This is a genomic window from Novosphingobium chloroacetimidivorans (assembly GCF_014204535.1).
GTDB lineage: Bacteria > Pseudomonadota > Alphaproteobacteria > Sphingomonadales > Sphingomonadaceae > Novosphingobium > Novosphingobium chloroacetimidivorans.
On the sequence record NZ_JACHLR010000004.1, the window covers coordinates 228,391 to 247,762 of the forward strand.

A 19,372-nucleotide genomic window follows, 5' to 3' on the forward strand; every position below is an offset into this window, starting at 1 on the left:
ACCCGCTACATGATCCAGCGGACGGTATTGAGGTAAAACGAGGCGACCGCAGCACCTTTGGCGTCCAATGCGGGTGAGAAGCGCGCGCGCTTCATCAGCACCGCGCAGGTGACCTCGTCGAATTTCTTGTCGTTGTACGAGCTTTGCACTTCGCAGGCCGAGGGCATGCCCTGCGCATCAACCGACAGGCGGAAATTCACGAGTGCCTGCTTGCCTTGGTTGAGCATCGCCGCCGGGTAATCGGACGGGTTGAGCCAGCGACCAGGGCTGGAGAGCGGTCTCGCGTAGCGGGATAGCGAAGCCTGCTGCTTGGCATCGAGACCCCAGGTGGTCACGAGATTGTCGGTGCAGGCGCGAAGAGCGGCGAAAGGTTTGTCGAGCGGTCCGGTCGCGAAGACGCGCTGTTTGCCATAGTAGGAGATCGTTATGCTCTTCACCGCCGCTTCGGTGGCGGGCGTGACGGTTGGGCGCCACTCATCCTCTCCATCACCGATTTTTTCGGCCAGGGACTTGTTCGCGAAGAACAAGGTTGCCGTCTTCGTGCCGGCCTTGCCGGGCACCACCGTTTCGATCCGGCGAGGCTTCTGCTCTCCGAATTGCAAGAAGAGAGCCTCGCCCTGTTCGAACGACTTGAACTCGTCGCTGACCACGGTGAGCTGAAAATTGTCGGTCGGACCGAAGCGATCCATGATCAGCACGCTCGGCTTTTCCTTGAAGCCAAACCCTCGGCGCAACGTGCAGATCTTTTCCCCGTAGTCCACGTTCCAGGGCGTGAAAGGGGTGAGGTTCACGACCTTGGCAAGCACGATGGTCGACCACAGACTCGATCCCATCGCGGCGATGACAATGAGCCGCCGACACGTTCCTGACTTTACCATCGTAGCTGCCCCCGCAAGCCTATGCGTCGGCAGCGTATCGCAGAACGTGCCACGAAAAAACCCGGCCATCGCTGAGCGGGTTCTTCGTTTTCGTGTTAGCCGCTAAGCTCAGAGCTTGCTCGTCAGCTCCGGCACCAGCGTGAACAGGTCGCCGACCAGGCCGATGTCGGCGACCTGGAAGATCGGGGCGTCCTCGTCCTTGTTGATGGCGATGATGGTCTTGGAATCCTTCATGCCGGCAAGGTGCTGGATCGCGCCCGAGATGCCGACCGCGATGTAGATTTCCGGAGCGACGATCTTGCCCGTCTGGCCGACCTGGTAATCGTTGGGCACGAAACCAGCATCGACCGCGGCGCGGCTGGCACCGACGGCGGCGTGGAGCTTGTCGGCCAGCGGGAAGATCGTCTTCTGGAAGGTGTCCGCATCCTTGAGGGCGCGGCCGCCCGAGACGATGATCTTGGCGCTGGTCAGTTCCGGGCGCTCGTTCTTCGCGAGCTCCGCGCCCACGAAGCTGGACAGGCCGGCGTCACCGGTGGCGGAGACGGCCTCGACGCTGCCCGAGCCGCCGCTGGTCGCCGCCTTCTCGAACGCGGTGCCGCGCACGGTGATGACGAGCTTGGCGTCCGAGCTCTCGACCGTGGCGATGGCATTGCCGGCATAGATCGGGCGGGTGAAGGTCTTGGGACCCTCGACCGAGAGGATGTCCGAAATCTGCGCGACATCCAGCAGCGCGGCGACGCGCGGGGCGACGTTCTTGCCGGTGGTGGTGGCGGGGAACAGCACCGCGTCATAGCCCTCTGCCAGGCCGACGATCAGCGGCGCGACGTTCTCGGCCAGCGCATGCCCGTAAGCGGCATCGTCCGCGAGCAGCACCTTGCCGACGCCCACGATCTGCGCGGCGGCATCGGCGGCGCCTTGCGCGCCCTGGCCGGCGACCAAAAGGTCGACGTCGCCCAGCTTGGCAGCGGCGGTAACGGCCGCGAGAGTGGCGTCCTTGACGGAAGCGTTGTCGTGTTCGACCCAGACTAGCGTCTTCATTGTCTTGTCCTTTCAGCCCCTGCCGTTCGGCCTGCGTGTCTCGACCCGGAAATTGCGAGAGGGCTCGACACGAACGGGGGTTGGATCACTGATTAGGTGAACCGCCTTAGTTGGCGACGCCCATGTCCTTGAGCTTGTTCACCAGCGTGTCGACGTCGGGCACCTTGATGCCGGCGCTGCGGACGGGCGGTTCCTTGACCGTCAGCGTCTTGAGGCGCGGGGCGATGTCGACGCCGTAGTCGGCGGCGCTCTTCGTATCGAGTGGCTTCTTCTTCGCCTTCATGATGTTGGGCAGCGAAGCGTAGCGCGGCTCGTTCAGGCGCAAGTCGGTGGTGACGATGGCGGGGAGGGTGAGCTTCACCGTCTCCAGGCCGCCGTCGACCTCGCGCGTGACCGACACCGAGTCGCCCTCGATCTCGACCTTGCTGGCGAAGGTGCCCTGAGGGCGGCCGAGCAGCGCGGCGAGCATCTGGCCGGTCTGGTTCGAATCGTCGTCGATCGCCTGCTTGCCCAGGATGACCAGGCCGGGGTTCTCCTCGGCGACCACGGCCTTGAGGATCTTGGCGACGGCGAGCGGCTCGACCTCGGCATCGGTTTCGACCAGGATCGCCCGGTCGGCACCCATGGCGAGCGCGGTGCGCAGCGTTTCCTGCGCCTTGGCCGGCCCGACCGAGATCGCGATGATCTCTTCCGCGGCGCCCTTTTCCTTCAGGCGGATGGCCTCCTCGACGGCGATCTCGTCGAAGGGGTTCATGCTCATCTTGACGTTGGACAAGTCCACGCCGGTGCCGTCGGCCTTGACCCGCGGCTTGACGTTGTAGTCGATCACCCGCTTGACGGGCACGAGGATCTTCATGCGGTTCGGTCCTCTCTGCGGCGACGCGACTGCAGTTTAGTCGCGCGATTAAACAGGTACGCGCGGACGCCATTGCGTGACGCGCCGCTCGCGTCAACCCTTGCCTTGAGGCAGTGCGCCAGCCCGACCGCGATCAGGCCGGCCACGCCGCGTTCTGGATGACGATCCGATAACCATCGGGATCCTCGAAAGTGCGACCCTGCCGATCCCAATAGACATTGAAGGCCGGGACGGGTGAAAACCCGGCTGCTTCCATCCGATCGACGGCTGCCTGCCATTCTTCCGCGGACGGCAGGTAGAAGACCAGCAGGTTGTCGTGCGTGGGGCGCGCCCGGCGACATGCCCGTGCGCTCTGGTGAGTTCGAAATGATAGGGGGCGCCTTCGCTCCCGAGCATCACGCCATCGAAGCCGTCATGATCGGCGAAGCGATATAGGAGTTCCAGCCCCAGGCCGTCCCGATAGAAGGGCAGCAGGGCCTCTATGTCGTCGGTCGGCCGGGCCACGCGGAGAATGGGTGCGGTCGTCATCGCACGCGTCGGCTCGACGCTCAGGCTTCTTGCGCCAGGAAGCGGTCGAGTGTCGCCAGGTGCGACGCGATCGTCTCGTGCGGGAGGAACGAGCCCGTGAAGCTGTTGCGCGCGAGGGTAGCGAGAGCCGCGCGATCGAGGCCGCGGGCCTGCGCGACGGCGCGGTAGTTGTCGGCGATGGTGCCGCCAAAGTAGGCGGGATCGTCGGAGTTCAGCGTCGCCTTGAGGCCGGCCGCCAGCATGCGATCGATCGGGTGGTTCGCCAGGTCGTCGACGACGCAGAGCTTGAGGTTGGAGAGCGGGCACACGGTCAGCGTCATGTCCGCCGTGCGCAGTCGCTCGACAAGCGCTGCATCCTCCAGCGCGCGGTTGCCGTGGTCGATGCGATCGGTGCCGATGATATCGAGCACCTCCCAGACGTAGGCCGGGGGGCCTTCCTCGCCTGCATGGGCGGTGATCTTCAGCCCCTTGGCACGGGCGGCGGCGAAGACGCGCGCGAACTTGGCGGGCGGGTGGCCCAGCTCGGACGAATCGAGCCCCACCGCCGTGATGTGCTCCAGCCACGGCTCGGCCTCGGCCAGAGTGGCGAACGCGGCCTCTTCGCTGAGGTGGCGCAGGAAGCACAGGATCAGGCGGGTGGTCATCCCGTGGCGCGCCTCCGCCTGGGCCATGGCGGAGAGCAGGCCCTCGATCACGATGGCGAATGCGACCCCACGCTCCGTGTGGGTCTGCGGATCGAACATGATCTCGGCATGGATCACGCCATCCGCAGCGGCGCGGTCGAAGTAGGCGGTGGCGAGGTCGTGGAAGTCGGCCCTGGTCTGCAGCACCGCCGCGCCGGCGTAGTAAATGTCGAGGAAATCCTGCAGGTTCGAAAAGGCATAGGCGGCACGCACCTCCTCGACCGAGCGGTACGGGATGGTGATGCCGTTGCGCTCGGCCAGCGCGAACATCAGTTCGGGCTCAAGGCTGCCTTCGATATGCAGGTGGAGCTCCGCCTTAGGCAGGGCGGTGATGAACGATCCAAGGTCGGCGGTCATTTCGGCTCCGGATGGCCTGACAGCGTGTCGATCCGCATCAGGGCGTGCTGGTGGCGCTGGCTTGGCCAGAGGGCCACTGCGTGGACGAAGGCGCGACGAGGTCGGGCGGAGGGCGCCGAGCCTCGATCATCTCGGCAGCCTCGTCCAGCGCGCGCGCTTCCCCGACGGTCACACCGCCGGGTCCAGGCGCGTTGTCCGCCTTTTGGCATCCGCTTAGCGCCAGCGCGGCGATGACGAGCAGCATTCTCACGCCTGCACCATAGCGCCGCGTCCGAGACGCGAAAGCTATTGTTCGATGATGCGGGTTTCGGGGTGATGCTTGTCGAGGTGACGGCGGATCATCTTCAGGTTGCGGCTGTTGGAGCGGAACATGAAGTCGAACAGGTCACCCGCCACCGGGATTGCGCCCACGGCCGTGTCGAACCCGACATTGGCCAGCATGCGTGCCAGCTTGAACTTCGAAATGCCCAGATTCCGCGCCTCCCACACGAGGTAAAGGCCCAGAGCGGCCGAGACCACATCGCCTGCGACCGGCACCAGACCGACGATCGCATCGAGGCCGACGGGCTTGCCTGCAACCGTGAAGCTGCGTTCCAGCACCCGCTCCAGCGCTTCGACGCGCTGGCGCACCGATGCGGGATCGCTGCCGAGCGGCAGGTCCATGCCCATGCGCCGTGCTGTTCCGGTCTCGACCAAGTCGCGGCTGCTCCTTCGTTGCTGTCGCCCTGCTTATTTGGGCAACCAGGCGAGCGGCATCAAGGGGTGCCAGGCGTAGGCATTGGGCGCGAAGCCGGCGACGTTGCCGCGCACCAGAGACCATCGGATCGGCGTGCCGAAGGGGATGAACAGGTTGGCCTGGGTCAGCCGCGCCTCGGCCTCGCCCAGCACGGCCGAGCGCTGCGAGGCATCCACCACCCGTGCCGCCTGGGCCACGATGGCGTCGACTTCGGGATCGCACAGGCCGCGCCGCGCCGCGCAGGACAGGCGATTGAGGAACCAGCGGGCGCGGGGGAAGCGCGCGACATCGTCTACCAGCCTGAGGTCGGCTTCCGCAAAGGACTTCGCCCGTTCGCTCGACACGCCGATGGTGCGAAAGTCGCTGGCGATTCGTTGGAACAGGACGTCCGATCCTGGACCGGCCGGCAGCCAGATGGATACCTTGGCCGCGCGGGCCTCACCATCATCAGCGCCGTCCATCCATTCGCGTACGCGTGCGGCCGCCGTGGCCCGGCGCTGCTCGATCGGCTCATCGGTCCAGCGCTCGCCGTTGGTCTGGAGGTCTCCCTCGAGGCCCGGCGAGACGAGCCGCGTCGAGGGCGTCCACCCGCTGACGCCGAATGGCGCGATAAGGCCGGGCCGGTCGATCGCCAGCGCCAGCGCTTCGCGGTTGCGCGGATCGCCGAGGAATCCCGAGCCACGCGCGACCTGGAGTCCGAACAGGCCGATCACCGGATCGAGCTGGATCGTGCCGCGCAGGATGCCGACCGAGCTGGTCAGCGGAAAATCCTGGATGCGTCCGCCCAGCACCATGTCGACCTCGCCTTCGTTGAAGCGCTCCACCGCGCGTGCGGCGGGAAGCTCGGTCATTTCAAGCTGGCGCACGCGCAGGTCCCAGTCGGGCACTTCGGGCAAGCCCAGGCGCGACGGCTCGATGGGCGTGAACCGAGCCACGTCCCCTTGCCGCTCCACCGTCATGGGCCCATCGCCCTGCTTGCCGCGCAAGAGGCCGAGCTCGGGCTGGGCCATGAGCTGCAGGAAGTAGGGCATCGGCCGGAACAGCCGGACTTCGATCACGCGCCCGGCCATCACGCGGATCTCGTCGATGGTGGCGAGATCGAGTTCGAGCGGTCGCCCCCGCTGTGCCCGGATGGCGGCATCGAGCGCGTCCTTGGCCGACTTGGCGATCAGGGGATCGCCATCGCGCCACTCGCCATCGCGTAGCCGGAAGATGTAGCTTTGTCCGTCATCGGTGACGATCCAGCGATCGGCCAGCGCTGGCACGACGCGGCCCTGCTCGTCGAACGCGACCAGCCCCTCGGCCACGGCCGACCGCGTGAGTTGGCGGGCGAGCGGGCGATCGATGCCGTCCTGCAGGGTGTCGTCGGCACTGGCGATGACCGCGAGCGCGAATCGCGAGCGATCGTTCGAGCCGCAGCCAGGCAGCATCGCCAGCGCGGCGCCCAGAAGCGTCAATGCCGCAAGATGCCGGCGGGCCTTGAAGGGAGCAGGCACGTATCGCGTGGCGAGCATGCCCTGGGCCTAGTCGATTTTGTCCGCCCGGCAAAGGCGGGCTCGACCGGATCGTCGCGGTTAGATCTTGCGGACCTCGCCCGGCGTTGTCGGCTGGTGATTGCGCGTGAAGCGCGGCGCGGGATCTTCGCCGCTCGGCTTGATGCGCGCCAGGCGCGGGTCGATCGGCTCCAGGAAGGCCACGCCGAAGCGGCTCTCCTGCACCCAGGCGACCGAGCCCTTGACCCAGCCGATGCTCCGCAGGTTCACTTCGACCAGGTCGCCGCGCAGCACGCGCGCGTCGCCTTCGCCCATCATGCCGCCTTCGGACAAGTTGCGCACCTTGATGCGATGCTCGCTCGCCGCGCCCTCGACGCGCAACTCGGCCATGAGAAACAGGCTGTCGCGCGCGATCTGCCTATTTTCGCTTCCGTCCATGGGCTCCATCCCGATACGTATCGGGCGTCTCGAGTTCGACGCGACGCATCCACATCGGAGCGCCGTCGCCTTGATCCTAGCGCATAAGCGCAAAAAAACGCTTAACCGTGCACCACCGGCGAGGCGGCTCAGTCGTCGCGAGAGACCTTCTCGCGACGCTCGTGCGCTTCCTGCGCCTCGACCGTCATCGTCGCGATGGGCCGCGCGATCAGGCGACCCAGGCCGATCGGCTCGCCGGTCACTTCGCAGAAGCCGTATTCGCCTTCCTCGATCCGGCGCAGGGCGGAATCAATCTTGGCGATCAGCTTGCGCTGACGATCGCGCGTGCGCAGCTCGATACCCCAGTCGGTTTCGCTGGAGGCACGGTCGTTGAGGTCGGGCTCGCGGATGGGGCCGTCCTGAAGCTGCTGCAAGGTGCCGGCCGATGCGTGGAGGATCAGCCGCTTCCACGCCATCAGCAGCTTGCGGAAATAATCCTGCTGCGCCTCGGACATATAGGCTTCGTCGTCGGAGGGCACGTAGGCGCCGCCGATCTCGCGTTTCGCCTTGGCCAGTACGTCGATTTCGTCTGCTAGGGCCGTCGCCATGTCGATGAACTCCGCAAGGTTTTCATCCCGGAACGGCGACGCCCTGCAACCCCGGATTTTGCCCGGTGGTCCCCCGCATCCCAGGTTGTGCGCGCCTATAATTGCGGGGGTTAACGCGCACAAGCGCTGATGCGCGGCGTGTACGAAAATGCGCCGTGTCGGCAGCGGCCGCTAGAGGCGGCGAGGACGCGTGCGATTTGCCCCACAGATTAATTTGTTGCGTTAACCGTTTGTTGAGCATGCGAAGGCAGAGTCTGCCTAGGACCGAAGGGCCGACTGGTCGCGCCCGCGGATCGGGGTATCGTTCCATGAGCATCGCCTGGATTAACCAAGACCTGATCGCGGGGGCCACTCCCGCCAATGCCCACGACATCGAGGACGCTCTCGTCGCGACTTGCCTGGCCTCGGCCGCGCAAGGCGACGTCAGCGCCTACTACGACCTTGGCGTCGCGTTCTCGACCGGCAGCCACGGCGTAAATTGCGATCTAATCGAGGCGCACAAGTGGTTCAACCTCGCCGCCGTCGCCGGCCACGAGGAAGCCGCCATGTGCCGCGCCGACATCGCCGACGAGATGACCGCCCGCGAGATCGCCGAAGCCCAGCGCCGCGCGCGCGAATGGCTGGCAAGCACCACGCGCAAGGCGGCTTGACACGCCCTCTCTCTCCTTGAGGGGAGAGGATAGTGAAGCGTGTCCCTGCTGGGACCAGCGCAGCTTGGAGAGGGGACTTCGACCGGCGAGTGGGCACAAACCCCTCTCCAACTCCGGCTAGGCTGCAAGCAGCCAAGCCTGCGTATCCTCTCCCCGGCCGAGGAGAGGGAGTGGTATCATTCCTTCTTGAACGGCGTCCGCTCGCCCAGCCACAGCCGCTCCTGCGCCGCGCCTTCGCGCTCGCGTTTCAGGAAGTCGGCAACCGCCTCGCGGAAGCCTGGGTGGACGATATAGTGGGCCGAGACCGTCGCCACCGGCTCGTAGCCGCGCGCCAGCTTGTGCCCGCCCTGCGCACCTGCCTCGACCCGCGACAGGCCGAGCGCGATCGCGGCGTCGATCGCCTGGTAGTAGCACAGCTCGAAGTGCAGGAACGGCTTGTCGACCAGAGCGCCCCAGTAGCGCCCGTATAGCGCGTCCCCGCCGATGAAGTTCAGCGCGCCGGCAACCGGCTCGTCTTCGTCGTAAGCCAGCACCAGCAGGATCTTGTCGGCCATGCGCTCACCCAGCAAGCTGAACGCCTTGCGGGTGAGATAGGGACTGCCCCACTTGCGCTGTCCGGTGTCCTGGTAGAACTCCCAGAACGCGTCCCAGTGCTCCTCCTTGAGGTCGGGGCCGGTGAGCGCACGTATGCTGACGCCCTCCTGCGCCTTGGCCCGCTCCTTGCGCAAGTCCTTGCGCTTGCGCGAGGACAGCGCCTCCAGGAAATCCTCGAAGGTGCTGTAGCCGCGATTCTCCCAATGGAACTGGGTGTCCTCGCGCAGCAGCCAGCCGGCTTGCTCGAATAGCGGCACCTGTTCGGGAGCGATGAACGTGGCGTGGGCCGAGGAGAGCCCGCTCTGCGCGCACAGCGCCTCCGCGGCACGCAGCAGTGGGAGCGTGAGGCGAGCGTCCTGCGTCAGGATGCGCGGGCCGGTCGCCGGGGTGAACGGCGCGGCGATCTGCAGCTTGGGATAGTAGTGCCCGCCCGCGCGGTGCCAGGCATCGGCCCAGGCATGGTCAAAGACGTACTCGCCCTGGCTGTGCTCCTTGAGATAGGCGGGCAGGGCGCCGGCAATGCGCCCCTCGGCATCCTCGATCACGATCGGCGAGGCCGACCAGCCGCTGCGTCCCCCGACGCTGCGCGAATCCTCCAGCGCGGACAGGAACGCATGGCTGACGAAGGGATTGGCGCCGTCGGTCAGCGCATCCCACTCGTCGGCGGGCAGGCTGGATACCCCGGATGCCACTTTGGCGATGACTTCGCCTTCGCTCACTCGTCAGGCTCCTCGTAGGGTACGACGCCAGCGCCCTCGACGACGTCCGCATCCGCATGGTGCGCGGCGCGTTCGCGATGTGTGCGGGTCGCGACCGTCCAGGTGACGATCGGCAGCCCGCGCGCACGCTGGCGGGCGGCGAAGCGGCTGGGCAGGTCGCGGATGTCGTAAGTGAGGAAGTCTGGCCTTGCATGCCACAGCGCCAGGTGCCGACGGATCATGCCGGGCAGGGCGCGATCCTCGCCCTCGCTGATGGTGAGGGCACGCACGGTGTGGCGCGAGTGGCGAAAGTACCAGCGCGACACCCGAGGGTCGAAGCTGATCACCGCATGCGGCCCGGTATAGCCTTCGAGCACGCGCCGTACCGCCAGGCACAAGGCGGCGACGCGATCGCTGCGGCGGGTCTTGATCTCGATCAGCACGGGCACGCGCCCCGCGACTTGCGCCAACACCTGGCGCAAGGTGGGGATGGTCTGGTCCGTGCCGGCAAGGGCCACGCGGCCGAGCTGCTCGGCACTGAAGCGCGCGAGCTCTCCGGCCTGGCCGGTCAGCCGGGAGAGCTCCCCGTCATGGAACACCACCGCCTGGCCATCGCTCGAACGCTGCACGTCGAGCTCGATGCCGAGGCCCGCCTTCACGGCAGCCTCGAACGCCGCGAGCGAGTTCTCGGGCACGCCGGGTCCATGCAGCCCGCGATGCGCGTAGTCCTGCGCGCCGACCCACTCGACCTTGCGCGGATCGGGCGGCGGCGCGCGCCAGCGATCAAGCAGGCTTAACGGAAACAATCGCGTCGACTTCCACGGCTGCGCCAAGCGGCAGCGACGGTACGCTGACGGCGCTGCGGGCATGCTGGCCCGAGTCGCCGAACACCGCTGCCATCAGTTCGGATGCGCCGTTGATCACCTTGGGCTGGTCGGTAAAGCTGCCGGTCGAGTTGACGAACCCGCCGAGCTTGACGACCTGCTCGACCCGGTCGAGGGAGCCCAGCGCCTTCTTCAGCTGCGCCAGGATCATCACGCCGCAAGCCTGCGCGGCGAGCACGCCCTGTTCCAGGCTCACGTCCTCGCCCAGGCGGCCGGTCACCAGCTTGCCGTCCACGAACGGCAGCTGCCCGGAGACATGCGCCAGGCCACCGGCGATCACCACGGGCACATAGGCCGCGACCGGCGCCGCAGGCTCGGGCAGGCTCAGGCCCAAGGCTTCCAGGCGGGCTTCGATCTCGCTCATGCGTCTTCCTTCTGTTCGTCGTGGAGTTGCGCGCAGATCCAGGGGAGTGCGTCCTCCCAGTTGTCGATCCGCGCATGCGCATGGCCCGCCACGAAGGCGCAGCTGATGTTGGGGGCGATCAGCGGCTCCGCGCACAAGTGCAGGCGCGCGACGTCCGGTGCGCATTCCGCCACCGAGTCGTGGTGCTGCGGCAAGTCGTCGATGAACACCGCGCGGCTGGGCCGGTACTCGTCGAGGATCCTGCGCAGCGCCGGGCCTTTCGGTCCCTGATTGGTGAACACCCGCACATCCAGCCCGTGCTCGAGCAGCTGCTTGGTGCGCGCTTCCTGGCGGAAGTCCATGAGGTTGGTCAGCACCACCACTTCGGCTTCCTCGCGCAGCGCGTGCATGGCCTCGATCGCGCCGGTGACCGGTGTCTGGCGGTGCATCTGGTCGTCGAAGAAGCGGTTGAGCAGCGCCCAGATCTGGTCCTGCGGCACCGGCTCGCCCGACTCGGTATGGCGCATGGCGGAGATGAAATCGTGCCGGGCCATGTCGAAGGTGATGCCCTCTTCATCGGCCAGCCAGTCGCGGAAGTGCGAGACCATGTAGAGCAGCACTTCGTCGCAGTCGGTGATCACCAGCGGGCGACCCTGTGTCACGCCAGTCATGCGGCAAGCCTTTCACGCGCGGCGACCATGTCCTGCGGCCGGCAGCCGAGCGCATCCGCGGCGGCGAGCAGGTCCGGTTCGTGGCCGCACAGATAGTCGAGCACCGCGGTAAGCGTCGAGGGATAGCCCAGCGACGCGCGCAGTTCGTCGGGAGTCAGCCCGGTGAGCGAGAGGAATCGCTCGGCGCGCTCCTCGTCGACGATGATCCAGCCCAGCGCATTGAGCGCCAGGGTCTGCGGGTCGGACTGCGGTGCAGGTTGCTTGAGAATTGTCAGCCTCGCTTGGGTGCCATAGAGGACGGCAACAACTAGATGGTGGTCGCAAGAGCGAATGGCAAAGCGCATTCTCGTTGTCGAGGACAACGACCTCAACCGGAGGCTGTTCTGCGACGTGCTCAAGAGCCAGGGCTTCGCGGTGGAGCCGGTGGCCGACGGCCGCGACGCGCTGGAACGCGCGCGCCAGTTCGTGCCCAACCTGATCATCATGGACATCCAGCTGCCCAACGTCTCGGGTCTGGACCTGATCGAAGCGGCCAAGAAGGACCCGGTGCTGCGCGCGATCCCGGTGCTGGCGGTGACCGCCTATGCCGGCAAGGGCGACGAGGAACGCATCCGCGATGCAGGCGCCGAGGGGTACCTGGCCAAGCCGGTGTCGATCGGGCCCTTCATGCAGGCGGTCCGGGCTCTGGTGTGATCGGCCCCTTCCGGCGCACTCCTTCTCGTCATTCCCGCGAAAGCGGGAATCCATCTCCGGCATCCTCGTATGACTCGAGCACTGCTGAGCGCGCGGACCTCACGGTTGTGCACGTCAGTACCATTGCGCCGCCGGACAGGTCAGGAGATGGATTCCCGCATTCGCGGGAATGACGAAAGAGAGGGTTCAGGTAGACTGCGCCACTTGACTTCCCGCCCCCTCCGCCGCTTTTGCGCCCCATTCCCCGGCCACACCGCCGCCCAGACCTTTGGAGTACCCACATGGACCGCGAAGCCACCAAGGCCCGCATCGACACCCTGATCGAACCCTTCAACAAGAAAGGCGTGGCCATCGACGACGCCACCCGCTTCACCGACGACCTGGAGTTCGACAGCCTGACGGTGATGGACTTCGTCGCCGCGATCGAGGACGAGTTCGACATCATCATCTCGATGAACGCGCAGGCCGAGATCGAGACCTACGGCCAACTCGTCGACGCCGTGGTGAAGCTGAAGGGCTGAGCAAGACATGACCGATGCCGTGAGCCAGCCCGATCAGCCCGAGACCTTCCAGGGCGGCCAAAGCGATCTGTTCAGCAAGTTCGATCCGCTTATCCAGATGCGCGAGAACCTGCTCGCCTCGGGCGTGGAGGATCCGTTCGGCCTCGTCATGGAGCGCGTGCTCTCGCCCACGACGGCGATCTGCAACGGGCGCGAGACGATCTTGCTCGGCACCTACAACTACATGGGCATGACCTTCGATCCCGACGTGATCGAGGCCGGCAAGCAGGCGCTAACGGACTTCGGTTCGGGCACAACCGGCAGCCGCGTGCTCAATGGCACTTATGCCGGGCATCGCGCGGTCGAGCAGGCGCTCTGCGACTTCTACGCCATGGACCATGCCATGGTGTTCTCTACCGGGTACCAGGCGAACCTGGGCATTATCTCGACCATTGCCGGCAAGGGCGACTACATCGTCCTCGACATCGACAGCCACGCCTCCATCTGGGACGGCTGCAAGATGGGCGACGCCGAAGTGGTGCCCTTCAAGCACAACGACATCGAGGCCATGGAAAAGCGCCTCAAGCGCATTCCCGAAGGCGCCGGCAAGCTGGTGATCCTGGAGGGCGTCTACTCGATGATGGGCGACATCGCTCCGCTCAAGGAGATGATCGCCGTCGCCAAAAAGCATGGCGCGATGGTGCTGGTCGACGAGGCGCATTCGATGGGATTCATCGGTCCCAACGGCCGCGGCGTGGCCGAGGATCAGGACTGCCTGGACGATGTCGACTTCGTGATCGGCACCTTCTCCAAGTCGGTCGGCACCGTGGGCGGCTTCTGCGTCTCGAACCACCCCAAGTTCGAGATCATGCGCCTGGTCTGCCGCCCCTACGTGTTCACCGCCAGCCTGCCGCCCAGCGTGGTCGCCACGGCCTGCACCTCGATCCGCAAGCTGATGCATGCGGGGGACAAGCGCGCGCACTTGTGGGAGAACTCGCGCACGCTGCATGCGGGGCTGAAGGACGCCGGCTTCCAGCTCGGCACCGACAGTCCGCAAAGCGCGATCATCGCGGTGATCATGCCGGACCTGGAGCGCGGCGCCGCGATGTGGGAGGCGCTGCTGCACGAAGGCCTCTACGTGAACCTGGCGCGTCCGCCGGCGACACCTGCCAACATGACCCTGCTGCGCTGTTCGCTCTGCGCGGAGCACAGCGCGGAACAGGTCCAGCAGATCATCGGCATGTTCAAGCGCGCCGGCGCCAAGGCGGGCATCGTCTGAAGTCCGGCGTCGTTCCGGGCTCGACCCCGGACGGCGCCAGACGCGGGCTCAGATCGCGTCGAACACGTTGATCGCCACGTTGATCCACAGCGCGAACACGAACAGCACGCCGATCACGAACGCCAGTCCACGATGGCCCGGATTGTTGTAGGTGATGTGCACGGCGCTCTGCAGCACGCGCGCGATCGCGAAACCCCAGGCGAAGGCGAGCGTCCAGCCGGTCACGCCGCCCAGCACGAAAGCGGCGAGGCACCCGGCGTAGAACAGCGTCGGCAGTTCGAACAGGTTGTCCCAATGCCTGACCCCGGCAGCGGCATGCTCGGGCTCGGGCGCGCCGATGTGGGCACGATAGAAATCGGGATCGTGTCCCGCCTTGACCGCTGCGGTCCGTCCGACGGCCATGCGCACGAACGCCACCAGCGTCAACGCGACAAGGACCAGCACGGGCAGGAAGATCAGCGTCTGATTGGTATCCGGCATCTTTATCCCCCTCAACGATTTGCGAGGAGCATGCCTGCCATCTAGCCTGCGAGCAAGCGCGTGGCGGTCCAGCGCGAGCGCGAGTCAGTTCCTCGCAGGCGATGCGCTCGCGGATACGTGCGTTAAAAACGTGCCCTTGGACTGGGCCGTTTCGAACGCCTGGGCCATCGGGCGGAACGTTCAGCTAGCGATAGCGGCGGCTCGTCACGAAGGTCACTTCAGCCGCGCGGCTATCGGTATCGTAGTCCAAGCGGCGGATGACCGTAGATGGCACGATCCGCCCCCTGCCATCACCGCAACGCGAGCGGCTTGGTGCCCGAAGTCGAGGATTGCGCTTCCAGCACCGCCTTGGGCGTGCGGGTCGCGAAGTAGTCCTTGCCGTGCTGGTTGTAGGCGAAGAAGTCGGTGATCGGCACGGTGATCTCGCGCGTGCCGCTGGCGACGATCACGTCGTTGCCCGACAGGCGCTCCACCGTGCCGACCGGCTTGCCACCGGCGTCGAAGATCTGCAGGCCATGCGCCAGTTCGGTGCGGGTCACGTTGCGCACGGTCATGACGTTGGGGTTGTTGAAGGCGGCATCGTCGGCCGGGTCGTCCGCGCTCTGCGCCAGGACAGGAGCGGAGAGGGCGAGGGCAGCGCCTAAAACCATGATCCTGATCATTCGGGTTCTTCCTTGCTCGGCGTGTCGTCCGGTGAATGCCGCGTGCGGCCTGCCGGTTGCAGGTTCGCAGGTGAGTCCCACAAGGACTCGACGAGCCGAAGCTTCACGGCGACGAACGTCTATGTAGGGTCTTATCCTAGCGTGCCAACCTGAACGCCAGCCAAGCAAGCTCCGGCGCCGCGCCGATTCGCGCTGGCGCGCCAGGATCGAAGCTGCGACACGCCCTTTTCGAGGTTTGGCGGGAAAGGGCTGGGTTACAGGTGCAGGAACAGGCATCGCTGCTGCTGGTCACGCACGTGCACGTGCGGCAGGGGCCCAGAGGCCTGCAGATCGATGACCAGACCGCTGCCGGCATCGAGCAATGGTGCCGCCACTTCGATCACGTCACCTTCTACGGCATTCTCACCCAGGGTTCGAGCTCGTCCGCCTGGGTCGATACGGACGGCGGTCTGATGGGCCGTCGCGCGACGATCCGCGCCTTGCCCAACGGCTATGGTGCCGCTGCCATGGCGCGAGCCTACGCGGGGGTGCGTCGCGAACTGTGCGACGCGATCGCCGCGCATCGGCACTTGTGCTTCACGCTGGGGCTGGTCATCGGCGACTGGCCCTTCGTCGCCGCGCTCGAGGCGATCCGGCAGAAGCGCCGCTACTCGGCCTGGATCGACCGCGTCGAGGCGCCGATCCTGCGCCAACTGGCGCATGGCTGGCGCCGGCGGGCGATGGTGGAGGCGATCGTGCCGATCGGGCAGCTGGGTGTCCGCCATGCGCTGCGCCATAGCACTGTCGCGCTGCTGCAGGGCGGCGACACCTTCGCAGCCTACGCCCGCTTCGCGCCCGAGCCGCACTGCACGTACGACATTCACACCCAGGCTCATGAGCAGATCGCTCCCGCCAAGGTGGAGGCCAAGCAGGCGCGCGCCCGCAGCGGAGCGCCGCTGGAGATCGTCTATCTCGGCCGGGCCGCGGCGATGAAGGGACCGTTCGACTGGGTGGACACGCTGGCACGCCTGCACGGGCAGGGCGTGCCATTCCGCGCGACCTGGATCGGCGATGGGCCCGACCTTCCGGCGATCCGACAGCGCGTCGACGCACTGGGCCTTGGCGCACTGATCGACCTGCCCGGCTTCGAGAACCGCCGAGACGTGCTGCTGGGCCGGCTGCGCGATGCCGATCTCCTGCTGTTCTGCCACAAGACGCCGGAATCGGCGCGTTGCCTGATCGAGGCGCTGGTCTGCGGCTGCCCGATCGTCGGCTACGACAGCGCCTACCCCCGCGATCTTATCGCACGGCAGGGCGGCGGCCTCTTCGCGGCGCAGAATGACGTTTCGGCCTTGTCCGGTCTGGTCGCGCGCCTGCACCACGATCGCGCGGCGCTTGCCGAGCTGATCGGCCAGGCGGCGGCAAGCGGGACGCTCTACAACGAGGACATCGTCTACGCCCATCGTGCGCAGCTGATGAAGCGTGCCTGAGGTCAGCCCATCAACTGCCATGGTTCGCCGAGGCCCAGCGTCAGGCGCAACAGCACCCAGCCGCCGAACACGACCAGCAAGGCCAGGCTGAGCGCCACGTCTTGCGCTACGAAGGTGGTGCGCAGCCGGCGCTGTGCCTTGAGCAGGATGGCGTAGCGCATCAGCTCGCTCGCCGGCAGCGCCAGGAGGGCGCCCGGCAGCCCGAGCGCGTGGAACCCGACAGGGAGCACCGCTGCCATCGTGCCGAAGCGCAACAGATTGGCGAAGCCGACGTTGCGCGGCGCTCCGCGGCCGAACACCGTCGCCTCGTTGAGCGAGCAGAGCACCGAGATCCAGCCGCCGACCAGCAGCAAGGTCACCATCCAGCCCGCCTCGGCGTAGCGATGCCCGTACAGCAGCCGCACCGCCCAGTCGGACCAGGCCATGACCGTGCCGATCCCGGCGAGCACCAGCAGCAGGAACAGCCCGCGCATCCGCCCCAGCTCCTTGCGCGCCGGCGTGGCGGTGCCGAAGGCGTCCCCGTGCTGCGCCACGAAGGGGAAGACGATCTGGAAGGCCAGCCGTCCCGCCACAGTCGCCGGCAGTTCGGACACCACCTTCGCCAGGCCGAACACGCCCAGCGTCGCCAGTGACACCACGCGACCGAGGTAGAGCCGGTCGGCGAAGATCGCGGCGTAGAACGATACGGACGAAAGCATGATCCACTTGCTGAAGCCCAGGATCTGCGCCGCATGCGCACGGTCGATCAGAAAGCGATGGCGCGGATGGGGCAGCCGGTACGTCAGCGCCGAGCGGGCCGCGACCGACAGGACGATGCCCAGGATCGGTGCCCAGACCGAACGCAAGCTGACCGCCAGCGCGACGTTGATCACCAGCCCGACGGCTTCTGCGCCCAGTTCGAGCATGTTGCGCGCCTTGACGTCCATGCGCTTGGCGGCGCTGAAGATCGAGGTCGACATGAACGAGTTCACCAGCGGCGCCGCGCTCACCACCATCAGCACGCCGACATCGATGCGATAGAAGTGCGCCAGCACCGGCGAGAGCGCCAGGCACGCCAGCGAGACCAGCAGGCCGCGCAGGATCTGCAGCGTCCAGACGGTGTTGAGGAAGCGCTCGTCCTCGCCATGGGGACTGTGCACCACGTTCTGCTCGGGTCCGAGATCGGTGAGCAGGTCGCAACCCATCCGCACCGCCTGCGCGATCACCACGACGCCCAGGATCTCCGGCCCCAGCAGCCGCGACAGGACGACGTTGCTGCCGAACCGGATCCCGGCAGAGCCGACATACGTGCCGATCGTCCACAGCGACTTGCTGCCGATCGACGCGCTCGGCGAGGGCGCGCTGGCGGTGTCAGGGTCCTTGACGGTCATCGACTGGTCGGCGTTCCCATGCAGCATGGCCACTGTGCCCTGCCGGCTCATACATGCACAGGCCCGCTCAGTCTCCCGCCACGGTCATCCCGTCGATGCGCAAGGTCGGCACGTTGATCGCCCTGTGCCACTCGAGGTCGTTCGCCGGCCGCATCCGGGCGAACATGGCGAGGAGGTTGCCGGCCACCGTGAACTCGGCGACCGGGCCGGCGATCTGTCCCTCGACGATGCGCAGGCCGGCCGCGCCGCGGCTGTAGTCGCCGGTGACGCCGTTGACGCCCTGGCCGATCAGGTCGGTGACCAGGACGCCTTCGGCGATGTCGGCGATCAGGTCCGCGACAGACACGTCTCCGGGTTCGAGGTGGACGTTGCCGACCGACACGCCTGGCGCACCGCCGCCGCCACGCGCGGCGTGACCCGAGGGCGCCTGGCCCAGCTGGCGCGCAGAGGCGCTGTCCATCAGCCAGCCGGTCACACGGCCGTCTTCGACGAGGTTGCGGGGGCTGGTCGCAAGGCCCTCGCCATCGAACGGGCGTGAGCGGGTGCCGCGTGGGTTGTGGGGGTTCTCGACCAGGCGGATCGACGGATCGAACAGCTGGGTGTCCCGCTTGTCGAGCAGGAAGCTGCTGCGCCGGGCGATGGCGCTGCCCGACATGGCGGAGATCAGGTGGCCCATGATGCCGCCCGAAACGCGCGGGTCGAACACCACCGGCATCGGCCCGCTGCGCAGCTTGCCGGGCCGCAACCTGGCCACCGCGCGCGTACCGGCGAGAGCTCCGATCTCGGCGGGGGAGGGCAGGTCGGCGCGGTGGCGGGTGTGGCGCCAGTTGGAATCGCGCTGCTTGTCCGCGCCTTCGCCGGCGAGGACGCTGGCGTTGATCGAGTGGCTCGATCCGCGATAGCCGCCGGCAAAGCCATGGCTGGTGGCAAGCGCGAAGACACTGACGCCCGCGCTGGCACTGGCGCCCTCGGAGTTGGTGACGCCGGGTATGGCCAGTGCGGCGTCCTCCGCTTCCGCCGCGGCGGCGCGCAGGGCTTCGGCGCCCGGATCGACGGGGTCGTAGAGGTCGAAGTCGGCGAACGGGGCATGCGTCAGCAGTTCGGCAGGCGCCAGGCCCGCGAAGGGATCCTCGGGCGCGGCCCGCGCCATGGCGACGGCGCGCTCGGCCAGCTCGTCGAGCGCGGCGGGGGTGAGGTCGGAGGAGCCGATGCTGGCCGAGCGCTGACCGATGAAGACGCGCAGGCCCATGTGCTCGCCTTCGGAGCGCTCGACATCCTCGAGCTTGCCAAGGCGGACCTGAATGCCTTCCGAGGCGCTGGCCGAGTAGACCGCGTCGGCTGCATCGGCGCCGGCGTTTCGCGCGCGCGCAATCAGGTCGGCGGCGCGATCGGTGGCTTCTTGCGGGCTTAGCATCGTCGGCGGGTCTCCTGGGCCGGAGCATGCGCCGGCCTGGACGCCGAACTAGGGATGCGGGCCGGTCAGGG

At 67.1% G+C, this 19,372-nt stretch carries 24 protein-coding genes and 1 pseudogene; 5 read left to right on the forward strand and 20 right to left on the reverse strand.

The annotated features are described in order from the left end of the window. Positions 1 to 5 precede the first annotated feature (5 nt). The 11 genes and pseudogenes from HNO88_RS06640 to dksA all read right to left on the reverse strand — a co-directional run bounded on the left by HNO88_RS06640 (position 6) and on the right by dksA (position 7,594). A complete protein-coding gene (locus HNO88_RS06640) occupies positions 6 to 947 on the reverse strand; it encodes an energy transducer TonB (protein ID WP_184243342.1) in 942 nt (313 codons plus the stop codon). A 39-nt stretch (positions 948 to 986) separates the two neighbouring features. Continuing rightward, complete coding sequence (locus HNO88_RS06645; RefSeq protein ID WP_184243343.1) at positions 987 to 1,916, reverse strand: electron transfer flavoprotein subunit alpha/FixB family protein; 930 nt, start codon at positions 1,914 to 1,916, stop codon at positions 987 to 989. Between the two features lie 106 nt (positions 1,917 to 2,022). Next, entirely contained in the window at positions 2,023 to 2,772 is a 750-nt protein-coding gene (locus HNO88_RS06650; protein WP_184243344.1) for an electron transfer flavoprotein subunit beta/FixA family protein, read from the reverse strand. Positions 2,773 to 2,905: 133 nt separating this feature from the next. Further along, positions 2,906 to 3,082, reverse strand: a complete 177-nt coding sequence (locus HNO88_RS22955) for a VOC family protein (protein ID WP_221419871.1) — start codon at positions 3,080 to 3,082, stop codon at positions 2,906 to 2,908. A gap of 56 nt (positions 3,083 to 3,138) precedes the next feature. Continuing rightward, positions 3,139 to 3,300, reverse strand: a pseudogene (locus HNO88_RS22960) (hypothetical protein); the annotation flags it as partial. Positions 3,301 to 3,320: 20 nt separating this feature from the next. Continuing rightward, positions 3,321 to 4,340: an adenosine deaminase gene (locus HNO88_RS06660; protein ID WP_184243345.1), complete on the reverse strand. Its 1,020-nt coding sequence runs from the start codon at positions 4,338 to 4,340 to the stop codon at positions 3,321 to 3,323. Between the two features lie 37 nt (positions 4,341 to 4,377). Then, positions 4,378 to 4,584 (reverse strand): hypothetical protein, encoded by a 207-nt coding sequence (locus HNO88_RS06665; RefSeq protein ID WP_184243346.1) that lies wholly within the window; start codon positions 4,582 to 4,584, stop codon positions 4,378 to 4,380. Positions 4,585 to 4,625: 41 nt separating this feature from the next. Then, positions 4,626 to 5,009: a DUF4112 domain-containing protein gene (locus HNO88_RS06670; RefSeq protein WP_184243561.1), complete on the reverse strand. Its 384-nt coding sequence runs from the start codon at positions 5,007 to 5,009 to the stop codon at positions 4,626 to 4,628. 60 nt (positions 5,010 to 5,069) lie between these two features. Continuing rightward, on the reverse strand, positions 5,070 to 6,590 hold the full coding sequence (locus tag HNO88_RS06675) for an ABC transporter substrate-binding protein (RefSeq protein WP_184243348.1): 1,521 nt from the start codon (positions 6,588 to 6,590) through the stop codon (positions 5,070 to 5,072). Between the two features lie 60 nt (positions 6,591 to 6,650). Next, complete coding sequence (locus tag HNO88_RS06680) at positions 6,651 to 7,007, reverse strand: PilZ domain-containing protein (protein ID WP_184243350.1); 357 nt, start codon at positions 7,005 to 7,007, stop codon at positions 6,651 to 6,653. Between the two features lie 128 nt (positions 7,008 to 7,135). Next, positions 7,136 to 7,594: an RNA polymerase-binding protein DksA gene (gene dksA / locus HNO88_RS06685; protein WP_184243352.1), complete on the reverse strand. Its 459-nt coding sequence runs from the start codon at positions 7,592 to 7,594 to the stop codon at positions 7,136 to 7,138. A gap of 308 nt (positions 7,595 to 7,902) precedes the next feature. On the opposite strand from dksA, the gene HNO88_RS06690 reads away from it, so the two are divergent. Continuing rightward, positions 7,903 to 8,244, forward strand: coding sequence for an SEL1-like repeat protein (locus HNO88_RS06690; RefSeq protein ID WP_184243354.1), 342 nt, complete (start codon positions 7,903 to 7,905; stop codon positions 8,242 to 8,244). Positions 8,245 to 8,420: 176 nt separating this feature from the next. Here the strand turns inward: HNO88_RS06690 and HNO88_RS06695 are convergent, their stop codons facing one another. Genes HNO88_RS06695 through HNO88_RS22655 form a run of 5 tightly spaced genes read right to left on the reverse strand, consistent with a single transcriptional unit; the run spans position 8,421 to position 11,778 of the window. Next, positions 8,421 to 9,557, reverse strand: coding sequence for a GNAT family N-acetyltransferase (locus HNO88_RS06695; protein WP_184243356.1), 1,137 nt, complete (start codon positions 9,555 to 9,557; stop codon positions 8,421 to 8,423). Continuing rightward, positions 9,554 to 10,342 carry a glycerophosphodiester phosphodiesterase family protein gene (locus HNO88_RS06700; RefSeq protein WP_246381242.1) on the reverse strand — a complete coding sequence of 263 codons (789 nt, stop codon included), beginning with the start codon at positions 10,340 to 10,342 and terminating at the stop codon, positions 9,554 to 9,556. Before HNO88_RS06700 ends, HNO88_RS06695 begins: the two co-directional genes overlap by 4 nt. After that, positions 10,320 to 10,784: a RidA family protein gene (locus HNO88_RS06705; protein ID WP_184243360.1), complete on the reverse strand. Its 465-nt coding sequence runs from the start codon at positions 10,782 to 10,784 to the stop codon at positions 10,320 to 10,322. The genes HNO88_RS06700 and HNO88_RS06705 overlap by 23 nt, the downstream gene beginning before the upstream one ends. After that, a complete protein-coding gene (locus HNO88_RS06710) occupies positions 10,781 to 11,434 on the reverse strand; it encodes an HAD family hydrolase (protein WP_184243362.1) in 654 nt (217 codons plus the stop codon). Before HNO88_RS06710 ends, HNO88_RS06705 begins: the two co-directional genes overlap by 4 nt. Beyond that, on the reverse strand, positions 11,431 to 11,778 hold the full coding sequence (locus HNO88_RS22655; protein ID WP_184243364.1) for a DUF3572 domain-containing protein: 348 nt from the start codon (positions 11,776 to 11,778) through the stop codon (positions 11,431 to 11,433). Before HNO88_RS22655 ends, HNO88_RS06710 begins: the two co-directional genes overlap by 4 nt. Between HNO88_RS22655 and HNO88_RS06720 the strand changes: the two genes are divergently transcribed. The 3 genes from HNO88_RS06720 to spt all read left to right on the forward strand — a co-directional run bounded on the left by HNO88_RS06720 (position 11,765) and on the right by spt (position 13,906). Beyond that, complete coding sequence (locus HNO88_RS06720) at positions 11,765 to 12,127, forward strand: response regulator (protein WP_184243366.1); 363 nt, start codon at positions 11,765 to 11,767, stop codon at positions 12,125 to 12,127. The two genes, HNO88_RS22655 and HNO88_RS06720, sit on opposite strands and share 14 nt — an antisense overlap. Positions 12,128 to 12,408: 281 nt before the next feature. After that, positions 12,409 to 12,648 (forward strand): acyl carrier protein, encoded by a 240-nt coding sequence (locus tag HNO88_RS06725; protein WP_184243368.1) that lies wholly within the window; start codon positions 12,409 to 12,411, stop codon positions 12,646 to 12,648. A gap of 7 nt (positions 12,649 to 12,655) precedes the next feature. Further along, entirely contained in the window at positions 12,656 to 13,906 is a 1,251-nt protein-coding gene (spt, locus tag HNO88_RS06730) for a serine palmitoyltransferase (RefSeq protein ID WP_184243370.1), read from the forward strand. 48 nt (positions 13,907 to 13,954) lie between these two features. On the opposite strand, the gene HNO88_RS06735 is transcribed toward spt, so the two are convergent. Next, positions 13,955 to 14,386 (reverse strand): MAPEG family protein, encoded by a 432-nt coding sequence (locus tag HNO88_RS06735; protein WP_184243372.1) that lies wholly within the window; start codon positions 14,384 to 14,386, stop codon positions 13,955 to 13,957. Between the two features lie 290 nt (positions 14,387 to 14,676). After that, positions 14,677 to 15,036, reverse strand: a complete 360-nt coding sequence (locus HNO88_RS06740) for a hypothetical protein (protein WP_184243374.1) — start codon at positions 15,034 to 15,036, stop codon at positions 14,677 to 14,679. Positions 15,037 to 15,308: 272 nt separating this feature from the next. Here HNO88_RS06740 and HNO88_RS22830 point away from each other — a divergent pair, with 272 nt between their 5' ends. Beyond that, on the forward strand, positions 15,309 to 16,517 hold the full coding sequence (locus HNO88_RS22830; RefSeq protein WP_184243376.1) for a glycosyltransferase: 1,209 nt from the start codon (positions 15,309 to 15,311) through the stop codon (positions 16,515 to 16,517). A gap of 2 nt (positions 16,518 to 16,519) precedes the next feature. Here the strand turns inward: HNO88_RS22830 and HNO88_RS06750 are convergent, their stop codons facing one another. Together HNO88_RS06750 and HNO88_RS06755 are read right to left on the reverse strand one after the other, a co-directional pair. Next, positions 16,520 to 17,914 (reverse strand): oligosaccharide flippase family protein, encoded by a 1,395-nt coding sequence (locus HNO88_RS06750; RefSeq protein ID WP_184243378.1) that lies wholly within the window; start codon positions 17,912 to 17,914, stop codon positions 16,520 to 16,522. A gap of 40 nt (positions 17,915 to 17,954) precedes the next feature. Next, a complete protein-coding gene (locus HNO88_RS06755; RefSeq protein ID WP_184243380.1) occupies positions 17,955 to 19,301 on the reverse strand; it encodes a TldD/PmbA family protein in 1,347 nt (448 codons plus the stop codon). Positions 19,302 to 19,372: the final 71 nt, after the last annotated feature.

Excerpts from the sequence above, each read along its gene's own strand:
- HNO88_RS06640 (WP_184243342.1), bottom strand. The coding sequence starts at position 947 with ATGGCCGGGTTTTTTCGTGGCACGTTCTGCGATACGCTGCCGACGCAT.
- HNO88_RS06645 (WP_184243343.1), bottom strand. The coding sequence starts at position 1,916 with ATGAAGACGCTAGTCTGGGTCGAACACGACAACGCTTCCGTCAAGGAC.
- HNO88_RS06650 (WP_184243344.1), bottom strand. The coding sequence starts at position 2,772 with ATGAAGATCCTCGTGCCCGTCAAGCGGGTGATCGACTACAACGTCAAG.
- HNO88_RS06660 (WP_184243345.1), bottom strand. The coding sequence starts at position 4,340 with ATGACCGCCGACCTTGGATCGTTCATCACCGCCCTGCCTAAGGCGGAG.
- HNO88_RS06665 (WP_184243346.1), bottom strand. The coding sequence starts at position 4,584 with ATGCTGCTCGTCATCGCCGCGCTGGCGCTAAGCGGATGCCAAAAGGCG.
- HNO88_RS06670 (WP_184243561.1), bottom strand. The coding sequence starts at position 5,009 with ATGGGCATGGACCTGCCGCTCGGCAGCGATCCCGCATCGGTGCGCCAG.
- HNO88_RS06675 (WP_184243348.1), bottom strand. The coding sequence starts at position 6,590 with ATGCTCGCCACGCGATACGTGCCTGCTCCCTTCAAGGCCCGCCGGCAT.
- HNO88_RS06680 (WP_184243350.1), bottom strand. The coding sequence starts at position 7,007 with ATGGACGGAAGCGAAAATAGGCAGATCGCGCGCGACAGCCTGTTTCTC.
- dksA (WP_184243352.1), bottom strand. The coding sequence starts at position 7,594 with ATGGCGACGGCCCTAGCAGACGAAATCGACGTACTGGCCAAGGCGAAA.
- HNO88_RS06690 (WP_184243354.1), top strand. The coding sequence starts at position 7,903 with ATGAGCATCGCCTGGATTAACCAAGACCTGATCGCGGGGGCCACTCCC.
- HNO88_RS06705 (WP_184243360.1), bottom strand. The coding sequence starts at position 10,784 with ATGAGCGAGATCGAAGCCCGCCTGGAAGCCTTGGGCCTGAGCCTGCCC.
- HNO88_RS06710 (WP_184243362.1), bottom strand. The coding sequence starts at position 11,434 with ATGACTGGCGTGACACAGGGTCGCCCGCTGGTGATCACCGACTGCGAC.
- HNO88_RS06720 (WP_184243366.1), top strand. The coding sequence starts at position 11,765 with ATGGCAAAGCGCATTCTCGTTGTCGAGGACAACGACCTCAACCGGAGG.
- HNO88_RS22655 (WP_184243364.1), bottom strand. The coding sequence starts at position 11,778 with ATGCGCTTTGCCATTCGCTCTTGCGACCACCATCTAGTTGTTGCCGTC.
- HNO88_RS06725 (WP_184243368.1), top strand. The coding sequence starts at position 12,409 with ATGGACCGCGAAGCCACCAAGGCCCGCATCGACACCCTGATCGAACCC.
- spt (WP_184243370.1), top strand. The coding sequence starts at position 12,656 with ATGACCGATGCCGTGAGCCAGCCCGATCAGCCCGAGACCTTCCAGGGC.
- HNO88_RS06735 (WP_184243372.1), bottom strand. The coding sequence starts at position 14,386 with ATGCCGGATACCAATCAGACGCTGATCTTCCTGCCCGTGCTGGTCCTT.
- HNO88_RS06740 (WP_184243374.1), bottom strand. The coding sequence starts at position 15,036 with ATGGTTTTAGGCGCTGCCCTCGCCCTCTCCGCTCCTGTCCTGGCGCAG.
- HNO88_RS06750 (WP_184243378.1), bottom strand. The coding sequence starts at position 17,914 with ATGCTGCATGGGAACGCCGACCAGTCGATGACCGTCAAGGACCCTGAC.
- HNO88_RS06755 (WP_184243380.1), bottom strand. The coding sequence starts at position 19,301 with ATGCTAAGCCCGCAAGAAGCCACCGATCGCGCCGCCGACCTGATTGCG.